Below are 13833 nucleotides of genomic sequence, written 5' to 3'. Positions count from 1 at the left end.
GGCTAGCCCACCTTGCCGGCGAGGTCGTCCGCCAGCCCGTCCAGGACCGACTTCGCGCCCTTGCCGCCGTAGATCTCCTGGAGGGCCGCCGCCCAGCTGGTCGTCGCGTCGAAGAACTGTGCCTGCGGGGTGAACTGGATCTTCGTCTGGTCGACGACCGTCTCGAAGGTCTCCAGGAAGCCCGGCAGGTGCTTCATCTTGTCCTTGTACGCGGCGTCGTCGGCGACCGACTTGCGCACCGGGTCGATGTGGTTGTGCGTGATCGCGCTCTTGCGCAGGTGCTCCTTGCCGGTGGCCCACTGGAGGAACAGCCAACCGGCGCTCTTCTTCTTGCTCTTGGCGTTCATGCCGAGCGACCAGATCCACATGTTGGTGGCGAGCGAGCCGTCCGGGCCCTTCGGCCCGGGGTGGAAGGCGATCTTCCCGGAGGCGGGGCTGGCGCCCTTCACCGCCTGGAAGTAGGCGGCCGTGTCGGCGTCGAACAGCATCCCGGCCTTCTTCGCGCCCAGGTCGCTGGAGCACTGGTACCAGGTGTACGAGGTCCAGGACGGCGGCCCGCCCCGCTTGACCATGTCGGCCCAGTCCTCGGTGAACGCGACGGCCTCGGGGCTGTTCATGACGGGGGTGAGCTTCCCGCCGTCGACCGTGAAGTCCTTCAGCCCGTTGCGGGCGTACATCGTCATGAAGCCGGGGTGGATGGTGGCCCAGCTCCTCGATCCGCGTACGGCGATCCCGTACATCCCGTCGTAGCCGGCGCCCGGCGCCTTGCGCTTGATGGTGCCCGCGAGTTCGGCCAGCTCGTCGAAGGACTCGGCGGGTTTCAGCCCGAGTTTGCGGAACACCTCGGTGTTGTAGGCGACGACGTTGGTCTCCCAGCCCCACGGCAGCGCGTACTGCCCGCCCTGCCCCAGCGGAGCGCCCGCCTTCAGCGACCACTGGTCGGCCTGGAGCAGGTTCGGGAAGAAGTCCGCCTGGTCCCATTCGGCGCCCGTGGCCGAGGAGTTGCGCATCCAGGGGCCGAGGTCCTCCAGCCAGCCCGGCGGCCCGTACTGCCACACCATGTACGCGCCCAGCATGAAGACGTCGTAGGAGGCACGTCCGCTGGACAGGTCCACGGTGAGCTTGTCGAAGTAGTTGTCCTCGGGGAAGACGTCGTACTCCACCTTGATGCCGGTCTTCTCGGTGAAGGACTTGAGGTCGGCTATGAGGGCGTCGGTGTACGGGTGCTTGTTGAGCAGCGCCTTGACGGTGGTGCCCTTCTCCCGCTTCCAGTCGAAGGAGCCGGTGACGTCGTCCGCGGCGGACCCGTCGCTCTTGCCGTCGTCCCCGCCGAACCCGGCGCCGCAGGCCGTCAGCAGGGGCGCCGCGGCAGCCCCGGCGGCGAGCGCGAGGAACCTCCGGCGGTCGTGCACGTGCGTGTCCATCCGTACCTCCACGTGGGGGCTGGTTAACACGTCGAGTCGACTCGTTAACAGAGGGTGGAACGGCTGAAGTTGGGCGTCAATCCCTCGCGCACGGGAAAATATCGGGGCACAGTGAGAAGTTCACAGATCCGGCTGCGACGGCGTGGGAGGTTCCGGATGGTGGACGAGGGTGCCGGCGAAGGTGTGGGCTGGCTGGGCGTCGACCTGGGCACGCAGGGCGTCCGCGTGCTGCTCGTCACCGCCGACGGCACGGTGCTGGGCAGCGGCTCGGCCCCGCTGTCCGGGCGGCGGGACGGTGTGCGGCACGAGCAGGACCCGGTGCGCTGGTGGGCGGCGCTGCGCACGGCGTCCCGGGCGGCCCTCGCCTGCGCGCCCTCCGGCCTGCCGATCGGCGGTCTCGCGGTCTGCGGCACGTCCGGCACGGTGCTGCTGACGGACGGTTCGGGACGGCCGGTGAGCCCCGCGCTGATGTACGACGACGGACGCGCGGCGAAGGAGGCGGTCCGGGCCCGGGAGGCGGGGCTCGCGGTCCAGGACACCTGGGCGCTGCCGAAGGCGCTGTGGCTGCTGGGGGAGTACGGCCCGGGCCTGCGCCTCGCCCACCAGCCCGACCTGATCATCAGCCGCCTCATCGGCGAGGTGCCCCCGGCCGACTCCAGCCACGCCCTCAAGACCGGCTACGACCTGCGGGGCGAGGCGTGGCCGGAGGCGGCGCTGGCCCAACTCGGCGTCCCCGAACGCCTCCTGCCCGATGTCGTACGCCCCGGCACGCGCCTCGGCGAGGTGTGCGCGGCTGCGGCGGACGCCACCGGTATCCCCGCCGGCACCCCGGTGTTCGCCGGGATGACGGACGGCTGCGCGGCCCAGATCGCCTCGGGCGCGCTGCGCCCCGGCTCCTGGAACTCGGTGCTCGGCACCACGCTGGTGCTGAAGGGCGCCGCCCGCGACCCCGTCCGGGACCCCACCGGCGTGGTCTACAACCACCGTGCCCCGGACGGCACCTGGCTGCCCGGCGGGGCGTCGAGCGTGGGCGCCGGAGCCCTCACGGCACGGTTCCCGGACGCCGACCCCGCCGCGATGGACGAGCGGGCCGCGGCCTTCGAACCGTCCCGGGCGGTCGCGTACCCGCTGGTGTCCGCGGGGGAGCGGTTCCCGTTCCGGGCGCCGGAGGCGACGCGACTCGTCCTCGGTGAACCCACGGACGACGCCGACCTGTGGGCCGCGCTCCTCCAGGGCGTCGGCTTCGCGGAACGCCTGTGCCTGGACTACCTGCACCACCTCGGCGCGCCCCTCGACGGCCCGCTCACCTTCACCGGCGGCGGCGCCCGCAGCCCGTACTGGAACCAGCTCCGCACCGACATCCTGGGCCGCCCGGCCCGTGTCCCCGAGCAGACCGAACCGGCCCTGGGCATGGCCGCGTTGGCCGCGTACGGGGCGTCGGAGGCCCGAACGCTGGCGGACGTCGCCGAGCGCATGGTCCGCCTCCGCACGGTCGTCGAACCGCGCCCCGGACGCACGGCCCGTTACGCGGAGCCGTACGCCCGGCTCGTCGACGCCCTCCGGGAACGCGGCTGGCTGCCCGGACCCGTGGCGCAACACGCGCGGAGCCGTCTGCGCAGGGACACTGGGGAATCATGACCACCACCCTCCTGCTGGCCCGGCACGGGCAGACCGTCTGGCACGCCGAGAACCGGTACGCCGGCGTCAGCGACATCGCTCTCACCGACACCGGCCGCGCCCAGGCCGAGGCCCTCGGCCGCTGGGCCGCCGCCCACCCCGTGGACGCGATCCGGACGTCCCCGCTGTCCCGGGCCGTCGCCACCGCCGACCCCGCCTGCCGCGCCCTGGGGCTCACCCCGCGGATCGAACCGGACCTGCGCGAGTGCGACTTCGGCGTGGTCGAGGGCCGTACGCTCGCCGAGTTCGAGACGGAGGACCCGGAGTGGGCCGCCGCCTACCGCGCCGACCCGGTGGCCCATTCCTTCCCCGGAGCCGAGGACCCGTCGGCCGCGGCGGCCCGGGCGATCCGTGCCCTGCGGGAGATCGCCGCCGAGCATCCCGGCGGACGCGTCCTGGTCGTCGCCCACAACACCCTGCTGCGCCTCGTGCTGTGCACCCTGCTGTCGATCCCCGTCCGGGAGTACCGCAGGGTGCTCCCACGGCTGCGGAACGCGGCGATCAGCGAACTGCGCATGAACCCCGACGGTTCCGCCGCACTCCTCTCCCTCAATGTGCCGTGCGAGCCGGACGCGCCGTAGCCCGGCGGGGCCCAGCGCGGCGGCCTGGGCCGCAAGCCGTGGCCCGCACACGGGAAAGCCCCCGCGAGTCACGTCCTCGCGGGGGCCTCCCTCTTTCCGCCTGCCGCCGTGAAGGGTGAGAAGACGATCACGAGGCAGGACGCTCCGAGCGGCCTCAGGGGGCCAGCAGCAACACGTCCGCCCGGGACTTCGCGGCCGCGTGACGCCGGGCCACGTCCTGCCAGTTGACGACCTGCCACATCGCCTCGATGAAGTCGACCTTCTGGTTCTTGTACTGCAGGTAGAAGGCGTGCTCCCAGGCGTCGAAGACCAGGATCGGCGTCGAGCCCTGGCCGACGTTGCCCTGGTGGTCGTAGACCTGCTCCACGATCAGCCGCCCGCTCAGCGGCTCATAGGCGAGCACGCCCCAGCCGGACCCCTGCGTGGTCGCGGACGCCTTGGTCAGCTGCGCCTTGAAGTTCGCGAACGACCCGAACGACTCGCTGATCGCGTCCGCGAGCTCACCCACCCCGTCCTGCGCCAGCGGCTCCCCGCCGCCGTCCTTCGGGCCGGTCATGTTCTGCCAGTAGATGCTGTGCAGGATGTGCCCGGAGAGATGGAACGCCAGATTCTTCTCCAGCCCGTTGATCGCCCCCCAGCTCTCCTTGTCCCGCGCCTCGGCCAACTGCTCCAGCGTGTCGTTGGCCCCTTTCACATAGGCCGCGTGGTGCTTGTCGTGGTGCAGCTCGATGATCTCGGGGCTGATCACGGGGGCGAGCGTGGAGTAGTCGTACGGGAGCTCGGGCAGCGTGTAGACGGGCATGACAGGACCCCTTCGAACCTCTTATTGCAAGTCACTTGCAAGTGCAGGCTAGCAGCATCAAGGCGTCGGAGGTGGGAGGGTCGAAAGCGTTGGGTGAATGCGTTCGGCAGGCCCGGAGGACGCGACCTACCATCGGTAGGAACGCGACAGGGGGATGCCGTGGGTCCGGAGATGGCCGAACTCGCCAGAACAGCGGGTACGACGATGGTGACGCTGATGGCCGGCCAGGCCTGGGAGTCCACCCGCGAGGGAGTTCTCACCCTCTGGCGGCGCTTCCAGCCCGATCGGGCCGAGACCGTGGGCGGTGAACTCGAGGCCACCCGCGAGGACCTGCTGCTCGCCCGCGAGTCGGGAGACACCGACACCGAGGCCGAACTCACCGCCGAATGGCAGGCGAGGCTGCGCCGCCTCCTGGTGGCCCGGCCCGAGGTCGCCGACGAACTCCGGCGGATCCTCGCCGAGTTGGACCCCGAGCTCCCCCCGGCGCACTCGACGGTGAAGGTCCGGCTGCGCGCCGAGGCCTCCGGCAGCGGCCGGGTCTACCAGGCCGGCCGCGACCAGCACATCACCGAACGATGAGCGAACTCGGCGCCCGGGCCTCGGGGCAGGGGCGAATCTTCCAGACGTCGGGTGACCAGTACATCGAGGAGCACCACCATCACTACGGCGCCGGCGGGCCGCTCTTCGGGCGGGAGGTCGTGGCCTCGGCGGGGGCCGGGCAGGCCGCCCCCGACTCCGTGCGGATGCCGTTGGTCGGCCGGCCACCGGGCATCCTGCGCGACCGTGAACAACTCCGCGAGACGCTCGGCGCGGCCGTCGCCGGCCCCGGCGGCGACATCCACGTGGTGTACGGCATGGGCGGCTGCGGCAAGACCGCGCTGGCGTACTGGCTCTTCGACGAGGCGGTGCGCGAGCACGGCCGCGTCGGCTTCTGGGTCAACGCGTCCGAGCTGATGTCCCTGCGCGCCGGGATGCTGGCCGTGGCCGGAGACCGTGGTGCGGAGGCCGGTGAGCTCGCGGCTGCCGCGGCGGGCCGGCGCGCTGCCGCCGACCTCGTCTGGCACTACCTCGACCACTCCGCCGACCCCTGGCTCCTCGTCCTCGACAACGCCGACGATCCGACGGTCCTGGAGAACGGTGCGTGGCTCCGGCCCAGCGGTCGCGGCACGGTGCTGGTCACGACCCGCCACGCCACGTCGCCGCTGTGGCGGGGACCGGGCGTGCACCGGCATGCCCTGGGCCTCCTGCCGTTGGAGGAGGCGGCCCAGGTGCTGTGCGACCTGGCGCCGGAGGCGGGCGACGTGGAGTCGGCACGGAAGGTCGCCGAGCGCCTCGGGCGCCTGCCGCTCGCGCTCACACTCGCCGGGTCCCACCTTGCCCACCAACTTCTGGAGTCGTGGTCCATGGACGAGTACGACCGCAAGCTCGGCGAGGAGTCGACGGTGATCGTCGACCAGGGCGCGGCCGGGCGGGGCGGCAGCCAGTCCCGCCAGCTGGTGGGCCGGACCTGGCAGCTGTCGCTGGACGCGCTGGCCGGACAAGGGCTTCCCGAGGCGGCGACGCTCCTGCGGCTGCTGTCGTTCCTGGCCGCGGATCCCTTGCCGTTGAGCGTGCTGCTGCCGGTGGCCCGCGCGGAGGTGACCCTCGACGGACTGGAACCCGCCCTTCGGGCACAGCGGTTGGAACCGGCGCTGAAGGGGCTGATCGACCATTCCCTGACCGAACTGGTCACCGTGGAGGGGGTGCGCTGCGTACGGGCCCACGGAGTGCTGCTCGACAGCGTCGCCGCGGGAGTGCCGGACGACCGGCGGCCGGCCGTCGCGGAAGCGGCGGCTTCCCTCCTGGAGGCCGCCCTGCCCGAGGAGGGTGCCGACTCTCCCGAGAGTCGCAGCCGGCTCGCGCTGCTGGCCCCGCACGCGACGAGACTGCTCGCGGTGGCCGCGGACGAACGGACCGCGACCCTCGGGGTGCGGGTGCTGCGGCAGGTCTACGACTCGGGGGACTACGCGGCGGCGCTGGCGCTCGCGCCCACGGTCGTCGAAGCCGTGCGGGGCGTCCTGGGCGCTGAGCACAGGCTGGTGCTGAACGCCCAGCACCTCCAGGGCACGGCCCTGTTCCGGATGGGGCGGTTCGCCGAGGCCGAGGCCCTGCACCGCGGGGTGCTGGAACGCCGGGAGACCCTGCTGGGCGCCGAGGACGTGGACACGCTGCACAGCTGTGCCGCGCTCTCCCAGGCGCTCGATCTGCTCGACCGGGACGAGGAGGCCGAAAGCTGGGGCAGGCGGGCGCTGGACGGCTATCGGCGGACGCTGGGGGTGGACAGCGCGGAGGCCCTGTTCATCTGGTGCGGGCTGATCGAGATCCTGCCCCAGCTCGGCAAGGAACGGGAGTTCGCCGAGGAGGGCCTCGCCCTCGTCGAGGCCTGCGAGCGGGCCCTGGGGCCGGACCATCCCACGACGGTGCTGGCCCGGCACGACTACGCCGGCGGCCTGTTCGAGTTCGGCCGCCATGAGGAGGCCGAACCCATGGCCCGCCAGGTGCTGGCCGACCGGAACCGGCTCCAGGGCCCGGACCATCCCCTCACCTTGTCGGCCACCTCCCTCACCGCCCGGATCACCCACGGTCTGGGCAGGATCGACGAGGCCGTCCGGATGATGAAGGAGCTGTCCGAACGCCGGGCGCGGGTGCTCGGCCACGAGCACCCGTTCGCCGAACACGACCGGGCCTGGGTCGCCGCCTGGCAGGCCGAGGCCCGGGGCTGATCAGCCCTGGGCCCTCGCCCGCGCCTTCTGCCAGGCGTACCCCACGGCCGCCAGCGCCAGCGTCATGCCGCCCGTCGAGTACAGCTGCACCCGGGTGTCCGGCTCCCGGGCCATCAGGACGAAGATCGTGGCCATGCCGGCCAGCGCGATCCAGGTCAGCCAGGGGAACGCCCACATGCGGACCACGAGCTTCTCGGGGGCCTCGCGGTCCAGGCGGCGGCGCAGGCGCAGCTGGGACACGGCGATGAAGATCCAGACGACCAGGATCACCGCGCCGATCATGTTCAGCAGCCAGGCGAACACGTCGTTCGGCCGCCAGTAGCTGAGCAGCACGCACAGGAAGCCGAAGACCGAGGACGCCAGGACGGCGATCCGCGGCACCCCGCCCGAGACCCGGCCCAGCACCTTCGGGCCCTGGCCGCGGCCCACCAGCGAGTAGGCGATGCGGGAGGCGCCGTAGACGTTGGCGTTCATGGCGGACAGCAGGGCCACCAGCACGACCACGTTCATCAGCTGCCCGGCGCCCGGGATGCCGAGCTCGTCGAGGGCGGCGACGTACGGGCCCTTCTCGACGACCTCCTTGGAGTCCCAGGGGACGAGCGTGACGATGACGGCCATCGAGCCGACGTAGAACAGCGCGATGCGCCACATCGCCGTACGGACCGCGCTCGCCACGCCCTTGACGGGGTTCTCCGACTCGGCCGCCGCGATGGTGACCGTCTCCAGGCCGCCGTAGGCGAAGACCGAGGCGAGCAGGCCGATGACCAGGCCCTCGCCGCCGTTCGGCAGGAAGTCGTCGAGGTGGCTCGCGCCCGGCGAGTCCGTGCCGGGCAGGACGCCGGCGATCGCCAGGACGCCGAGCACCAGGAACAGGGTGATCGCGCCGACCTTCAGGGCCGCGAACCAGAACTCGAACTCCCCGAAGTTCTTCACGGCCGCGAGGTTCGTACCGCAGAAGACGACCATGAACAGCGCCACCCACACCCACTCCGGGGTGCCCGGCAGCCAGCCGCTGACGATCTTCGCGGCGCCGATGCCCTCCAGGCCGACGGCCGTGCAGAGCAGGACCCAGAAGGACCACCCGGCGGTGAACCCGGCCCAGGGGCCGATCGCCCGCTCCGCGTGCGCCGAGAACGACCCCGACGACGGATACGCGGCCGACATCTCGCCGAGCATCCGCATCACCAGCATCACGAGGAGACCGGAGAGGGCGTAGGCGACCACGATCGACGGACCGGCGGCGGCGATGCCGGCCCCGGAGCCGACGAACAGACCGGCGCCGATCACACCACCGAGGGCGATCATCGACAGGTGGCGCTGCTTCAGGCCATGGGAGAGGGAGACGTCGTCCCTGCTGGGAGACGTCTCCGTGGTGGTGCTGCTGGGCATGGGCGCGGCTCGTCCAATGCGTGAGAGGCGTGGATGGGCAAAAACGCCGACAGTGTCGGATGCCTCCCCGTCGAGACGAAGAGGCATCCCAGCATATGGACGGCCGTGTAGCTCTCCGTGGCTACGCGGCGACCGGCGTGTAGTGCGAGGCGTCGCCCTCGATGACGTAGCTCTCCTTACCCTCGATCCCGACGGGGATGTCCCCCGCGACCGTGACCCGGTGCAGGCGGCGGGGCAGGCCGTCGTAGTTGTCGACGGCGTAGTGCTGGGTGATGCGGTTGTCGAACAGGACGAGCTGGTTCGGCGACCAGCGATGGCGCAAGAGGTTCTCCGGCCGGGTGACGTACGCCTGGAGCAGGTCGAGGATCTTGCGCGACTCGCCCGGCGACAGGCCCACGATCCGCTGTGCGAAACCGCCGATGAACAGCCCGCGCTCGCCGGTCAGCGGATGGACGCGGACCACCGGGTGGACCGTGCGGTACTTGATCGAGGTGAACTGGGCGCGCCGGGCGGCCTGCTCCTCGTCGACGTCCTCGTCCGCGACGGCGTAGTCGTAGTCGTTGGTGTGCTCGGCCCACAGGGTGTCGGCGAGGTGGCGCAGCGGCTCCGGCAGGTTCCGGTAGGCGGCGGCCGAGCTGGCGATCAGCGTCTCGCCGCCGTACGGCGGGACCGTGATGCTGCGCAGGGTGCTGGCCTGCGGCGGGTTGAGGACGAAGGTGACGTCGGTGTGCCAGTGGTTGGCGGCCCGGCCCCGCTCGCTGTCGACGGGCAGCACGTTCGGGGCGCCGTCCACGGCGGACACCGTCGGATGGGCGGTGGTGATGTCGCCGAAGTGGCGTGCGAAGGCCTGCTGGCCCGCGTCGTCGAGGCCCTCCGCGTCGAAGACCAGGGCCTTGTGGGTGTTGAGCGCCTCACGCAGGGCGCTGTACGTCTCCTCGTCGAGGGGACGGGTGATGTCGACGCCCTCGACGCGGGCGCCGATGTTCGCGGTGACCTTGTGGATCTCGATGGCCATGACGGGTTCCTTCCGTATCAGACGAGAGCGGGGGTGACGACGTGCTGGTTGGCGGGGCGCGGGAGGCCGTAGCGCTCCCGCAGGGTCCGGCGGGGGCTGCCGTACTCGGTGCGGAGCAGGCCCCGGGCGCGCAGGATCGGGACGACGTGCTCGACGAAGGCCTCCAGGCCGGACGGCAGCACGGCGGGCATGATGTTGAAGCCGTCGGCGGCGCCCGAGCCGAACCACAGCTCGATCGTGTCGGCGACCTGCTCGGGCGTCCCGGCGAAGGTGAGGTGCCCGCGCCCGCCGCCGAGCCGCCCGATCAGCTGCCGCACGGTGAGCCGGTCGCGCCGGGCCAGCTCGACGACGAGCGTGTAGCGGCTCTTGGCGCCCTCGACGGCGCTCTCCGGCGGCAGGTCGGAGGGGAGCGGACCGTCCAGATCCAGGGTCCCCGGAGCCAGTTGCAGCAGCCGCTCCAGGTGGTTCACTCCGTGCGTGTGCACGATGTGGTCCTCCAGGACCTGTTCGTTCGCCCGTGCCTCGGCCTCCGTCGAGCCGATCACCGGGACGATGCCCGGCAGCACCTTGATGTGGTCGGCGTCGCGGCCGGCCGCGACCGTGCGGGACTTGAGGTCGGTGTAGAAGGCCCGCGCGTCCTCGACGGTCTGCTGGGCGGTGAACACCGCCTCCGCGTACCGCGCGGCGAACCGCTTGCCGTCCTCGGAGGAGCCGGCCTGCACGAGCAAGGGGTAACCCTGGGGCGTGCGGGGCACGTTGAGCGCCCCCTCGACGCTGAAGTAGCGGCCCTTGTGCCGGGGCGGGTGGATCTTCGCGTCGTCGCCCCACACGCCCGCCGCCTTGTCGGCGACGATCGTGTCGTCCTCCCAGCTGTCCCACAGCTTCAGCGCCACGTCGACGAACTCGGCGGCCCGCGCGTACCGCTCGGCGTGTGCCGGCTCGGCGTCCAGGCCGAAGTTGCGGGCGGCCTCCGCACCGGCGGTGGTGACGATGTTCCAGCCCGCCCGGCCACCGCTGATGTGGTCCAGCGTGGCGAACTTGCGGGCCAGGTTGTAGGGCGAGTTGTACGAGGTGGAGGCCGTGGCGATCAGGCCGATGTGCTCGGTGGCCGTCGCCAGGGCGGTCAGCAGCGTGATCGGCTCCAGTGCCCCGGCAGGCCGCTGGGCCACACTGCTCCACAGTTGCGGGCCGTCGGCGAGGAACAGCGAGTCGAAGGTGCCGCGCTCGGCGATCCGGGCGAGCCGCACGTAGTGGGCCAGGTCCACGTGGGCGTACGGGTCGCTCTCCGGCAGCCGCCACGACGCCTCGTGGTGGCCGGTGGTCATCAGGAACGCGTTGAGGTGCAGCTGTCTGCCGGTCATCGATGGTCCTCCGTGACACCGAGCGCGGCCAGCAACCGCTCCCGGTACTCGCCGAGCAGGGGGTCGCGATACGACCGGGGGTGCGCGCGGTCGATCGTGAGGTCGAGGCCGATCCGGCCCTTCTCCAGGACGAGCACCCGGTCGGCCAGCACGATCGCCTCGTCCACGTCGTGGGTGACCAGCAGCACCGAGGGCCGGTGGCGCTCCCACAGCTCCCTGAGCAGACCGTGCATCCGGATCCGGGTGAGCGCGTCCAGCGCCCCGAACGGCTCGTCGGCCAGCAGCAGTTCCGGCTCACGCACCAGGGATCGGGCCAGGGCGGCACGCTGGGCCTCCCCGCCGGACAGCTCGCCCGGCCAGGCCCGCTCGCGGCCCTTCAGCCCCACCTCCTCCAGGGCCTCACGGCCCCGTCGCTCGGCGTCCTTGCCGTCCAGACCGAGCAGGACGTTGGGGAGCACCCGCCGCCAGGGCAGCAGCCGGGAGTCCTGGAAGACCACCGACACCCGCTCGGGCGCGGTCAGCTGCCCGCTCCCCGTCACGCCGTGGTCGAGTCCGGCGATCGCCCGCAGCAGGGTGCTCTTGCCGGAGCCGCTGTGCCCGAGCAGGGCCGTCAGCTGCCCGGCGGGCAGATCGAGGTCGATGCCGTCGAGGACCGTACGCCCGTCGAACGACCGGGTCAGGCCGCGCAGTTGGACGGCCGGGCGGGTCAGCTGCTCAGTGTGCGGCGCCATGACAGCACCCTCCGTTCGACGATGCGGACCGCGCTGTCGGAGATGAGGCCGAAGATGCCGTAGACGACCAGGCCGACGAGGATGACGTCCGTCTGGCCGTAGTTCTGCGCCTGGAACATCATGTAGCCGAGGCCGCTGGTGGCGTTGATCTGCTCCAGCACCACCAGGCCCAGCCAGGAGCCGGTCACGCCGAGCCGCAGCCCGACGAAGAAGCCGGGCAGCGCGCCGGGGATGACGACCTGCCGGATGAACTGGAGCTTCGACAGACCCTGCACCTCGGCGAGTTCGACGAAACGGCTGTCGATACCGGACAGCGCGGCATGCGTGTTGAGGTAGATCGGGATGTAGACGACGATCGCGATGATCGCGATCTTGAAGGTCTCGCCGATGCCCAGCCAGAGGATGAACAGCGGGATCAGACCCAGGGTGGGGATAGCCCGGTTGAGGTTGACCGTGCCGTCGATCAGCGCCTCGCCGGTCCGGGTGAGCCCGGACGCCAGCGCGAGCACGATCCCCACGGTCAGGCCGATGGCGAAGCCGGTGGCCGCGCGCTGCAACGAGGTCAGGATGTCGTCCGGCAGCGTGCCCGCGCCCCACAGCCGGCTGCCCGTCTCCAGCACCGTCCAGGGCGCCGGGATCGCGCCCGGGTCGAGCAGTCCGGCCGCGGAGGCGACGACCCACAGGGCGAGGACGACGGCGGGCCCGATGAGCCGGGTGGCGGGCAGCCGCCTGCCCGGGGCCAGCCGCCGGCGCCTGCGCACCTGGCGCGTCTCCTCGGCGGCGGCGAGCGGTGCGGCGGCGGTCGTGGTCGTGTGCGTTGTGGTGGTCACGGCGGTCACCTCCGGTACTCCGCGGGTACGGCCTTCGCCGCGATGGACTCGAATCGGTGGTCGAAGAGCCCGGAGACGTCGAACTTCTTCACGAAGCCGCCCTCCGCGAGCAGATCGGCGGTCTCCTGCTCCCACTCGATCGCCTCGTCCCAGCGCGGCGGGAACAGCGGCTTGTTGGCCAGCTCGGTGATCCCCTTCGCCTGGGCCAGGGTCAGGTTCTGCGTCCCGACGTAGAACTGCTCGTTCCACTCGTCGGGGTGCTCGTACGTCCACACCTGGCCCTTCGCCCAGTACGGGATGTACGCGGCGATCGCGGCGGCCTTCGCCTTGTCGTTCAGCACCGAGACCGGCGCCCACAGCAGGTTGAGCAGGTCCACCACGTCCGTCGTGATGGTCCGGGCGGACTTGTACTGCGCCAGGTACGCGGGCGCCTGCGTGTTGCCGAGCGGGGCGATGTCCACCTGCCCGGACTGCAGGGCGGTGAGGAACTGGTTGCTGGTCAACGGCACCAGCTCCACGTCGTCGTACGCCAGCCCGGCCTTCTTCAGCGCCCGCAGCAGCACCACGCCCTGGGCCTGCCCCTGGGAGAAGGCCAGCCGCTTGCCCTTGAAGTCGGCGACCGAGCGGATGTCGCTGCCGGGCTTGGTGGCGAAGAGATAGTTGGGCTTGCGGGTGATGTTGATCGCGACGATCTTCGCGTCGAAGCCCTGGAAGTGCGCCTGGATCGGCGGAACACCCGCGTTGTTGGCGACCTCCAGCGACTTCGCGCGGAAAGCGTTGATGACATCGGGGCCCGCGCCGATGTTCAGCCAGTTGGACACCTTGAACGGCAGATCGTGGAACCCGGCCAGCTTGAACTGGAGTTGCTGCGCGTTCTGGAACGAGGCGATCTTCAGGCTCGTACCGGCGGGAACCTTGGAGGCCAGCGGAGCGTCGGACGCCGCCTCGGCCGCGGCGCTGTTGTCCGCGCAGCCGCTCAGTCCGGCCGCGGCGGCCGTCGCGCCGAGCAGTGAGGTCAGGAACAGACGCCGGTCGACACCGGGCACGGGGGACGAGGGCATGGGAGGACTCCCTGGGTATGGAAGGGCGGAACAGCACACGGAATTCCGGGCAGGCAAAAGCCGGGCAGGGGAATTCACATGAATTTCACACGGGAAGGAGAAGGCGCTCCGTGAACGGGCGCCGGGGGCGCGTCAACGGGTCAGCAACAGAGAGTGCGACAGCTCGTGAGCGGGGTCATGAACAGGATGTTCCCGGCCAT

General features: G+C 71.4%; 12 protein-coding genes. 4 read left to right on the top strand and 8 right to left on the bottom strand.

The window, feature by feature from the left end:
• Window positions 1-2 precede the first annotated feature (2 nt).
• Window positions 3-1424, bottom strand: coding sequence for an ABC transporter substrate-binding protein (locus ABEA82_RS02835; protein WP_345659714.1), 1422 nt, complete (start codon window positions 1422-1424; stop codon window positions 3-5).
• Between the two features lie 156 nt (window positions 1425-1580).
• Between ABEA82_RS02835 and ABEA82_RS02830 the strand changes: the two genes are divergently transcribed.
• Window positions 1581-3062, top strand: a complete 1482-nt coding sequence (locus tag ABEA82_RS02830; RefSeq protein ID WP_345659713.1) for an FGGY-family carbohydrate kinase — start codon at window positions 1581-1583, stop codon at window positions 3060-3062.
• On the top strand, window positions 3059-3682 hold the full coding sequence (locus tag ABEA82_RS02825; RefSeq protein ID WP_345659712.1) for a histidine phosphatase family protein: 624 nt from the start codon (window positions 3059-3061) through the stop codon (window positions 3680-3682). The genes ABEA82_RS02830 and ABEA82_RS02825 overlap by 4 nt, the downstream gene beginning before the upstream one ends.
• Before the next feature lie 154 nt (window positions 3683-3836).
• On the opposite strand, the gene ABEA82_RS02820 is transcribed toward ABEA82_RS02825, so the two are convergent.
• Window positions 3837-4484 carry a superoxide dismutase gene (locus ABEA82_RS02820; protein WP_345659711.1) on the bottom strand — a complete coding sequence of 216 codons (648 nt, stop codon included), beginning with the start codon at window positions 4482-4484 and terminating at the stop codon, window positions 3837-3839.
• A gap of 159 nt (window positions 4485-4643) precedes the next feature.
• On the opposite strand from ABEA82_RS02820, the gene ABEA82_RS02815 reads away from it, so the two are divergent.
• Window positions 4644-5063, top strand: a complete 420-nt coding sequence (locus tag ABEA82_RS02815) for a hypothetical protein (RefSeq protein WP_345659710.1) — start codon at window positions 4644-4646, stop codon at window positions 5061-5063.
• Entirely contained in the window at window positions 5060-7246 is a 2187-nt protein-coding gene (locus ABEA82_RS02810) for a tetratricopeptide repeat protein (protein ID WP_345659709.1), read from the top strand. Before ABEA82_RS02815 ends, ABEA82_RS02810 begins: the two co-directional genes overlap by 4 nt.
• On the opposite strand, the gene ABEA82_RS02805 is transcribed toward ABEA82_RS02810, so the two are convergent.
• The 6 genes from ABEA82_RS02805 to ABEA82_RS02780 form a co-directional block, all read right to left on the bottom strand.
• Window positions 7247-8635 carry an amino acid permease gene (locus ABEA82_RS02805; RefSeq protein WP_345659708.1) on the bottom strand — a complete coding sequence of 463 codons (1389 nt, stop codon included), beginning with the start codon at window positions 8633-8635 and terminating at the stop codon, window positions 7247-7249.
• A gap of 121 nt (window positions 8636-8756) precedes the next feature.
• Window positions 8757-9650, bottom strand: coding sequence for a TauD/TfdA dioxygenase family protein (locus tag ABEA82_RS02800; protein ID WP_345659707.1), 894 nt, complete (start codon window positions 9648-9650; stop codon window positions 8757-8759).
• A gap of 17 nt (window positions 9651-9667) precedes the next feature.
• A complete protein-coding gene (locus ABEA82_RS02795) occupies window positions 9668-11011 on the bottom strand; it encodes an LLM class flavin-dependent oxidoreductase (protein ID WP_345659706.1) in 1344 nt (447 codons plus the stop codon).
• The gene (locus ABEA82_RS02790; protein WP_345659705.1) at window positions 11008-11742 is read right to left on the bottom strand and encodes an ABC transporter ATP-binding protein; all 735 of its coding nucleotides are present in this window, start codon (window positions 11740-11742) and stop codon (window positions 11008-11010) included. Before ABEA82_RS02790 ends, ABEA82_RS02795 begins: the two co-directional genes overlap by 4 nt.
• Entirely contained in the window at window positions 11718-12581 is an 864-nt protein-coding gene (locus ABEA82_RS02785) for an ABC transporter permease (RefSeq protein ID WP_345659704.1), read from the bottom strand. The genes ABEA82_RS02790 and ABEA82_RS02785 overlap by 25 nt, the downstream gene beginning before the upstream one ends.
• Complete coding sequence (locus ABEA82_RS02780; protein ID WP_345659703.1) at window positions 12578-13633, bottom strand: ABC transporter substrate-binding protein; 1056 nt, start codon at window positions 13631-13633, stop codon at window positions 12578-12580. Before ABEA82_RS02780 ends, ABEA82_RS02785 begins: the two co-directional genes overlap by 4 nt.
• Window positions 13634-13833: the final 200 nt, after the last annotated feature.

Source organism: Streptomyces venetus (assembly GCF_039540295.1).
GTDB classification, from domain to species: Bacteria; Actinomycetota; Actinomycetes; order Streptomycetales; family Streptomycetaceae; genus Streptomyces; species Streptomyces venetus.
The sequence above is the reverse complement of the archived record's forward strand: the minus strand, read 5'-3'. Positions and strand labels throughout refer to the sequence as shown.

Excerpts from the sequence above, each read along its gene's own strand:
- ABEA82_RS02810 (WP_345659709.1), top strand. The coding sequence starts at position 5,060 with ATGAGCGAACTCGGCGCCCGGGCCTCGGGGCAGGGGCGAATCTTCCAG.
- ABEA82_RS02820 (WP_345659711.1), bottom strand. The coding sequence starts at position 4,484 with ATGCCCGTCTACACGCTGCCCGAGCTCCCGTACGACTACTCCACGCTC.
- ABEA82_RS02835 (WP_345659714.1), bottom strand. The coding sequence starts at position 1,424 with ATGGACACGCACGTGCACGACCGCCGGAGGTTCCTCGCGCTCGCCGCC.
- ABEA82_RS02790 (WP_345659705.1), bottom strand. The coding sequence starts at position 11,742 with ATGGCGCCGCACACTGAGCAGCTGACCCGCCCGGCCGTCCAACTGCGC.
- ABEA82_RS02780 (WP_345659703.1), bottom strand. The coding sequence starts at position 13,633 with ATGCCCTCGTCCCCCGTGCCCGGTGTCGACCGGCGTCTGTTCCTGACC.
- ABEA82_RS02825 (WP_345659712.1), top strand. The coding sequence starts at position 3,059 with ATGACCACCACCCTCCTGCTGGCCCGGCACGGGCAGACCGTCTGGCAC.
- ABEA82_RS02795 (WP_345659706.1), bottom strand. The coding sequence starts at position 11,011 with ATGACCGGCAGACAGCTGCACCTCAACGCGTTCCTGATGACCACCGGC.
- ABEA82_RS02805 (WP_345659708.1), bottom strand. The coding sequence starts at position 8,635 with ATGCCCAGCAGCACCACCACGGAGACGTCTCCCAGCAGGGACGACGTC.
- ABEA82_RS02830 (WP_345659713.1), top strand. The coding sequence starts at position 1,581 with ATGGTGGACGAGGGTGCCGGCGAAGGTGTGGGCTGGCTGGGCGTCGAC.
- ABEA82_RS02800 (WP_345659707.1), bottom strand. The coding sequence starts at position 9,650 with ATGGCCATCGAGATCCACAAGGTCACCGCGAACATCGGCGCCCGCGTC.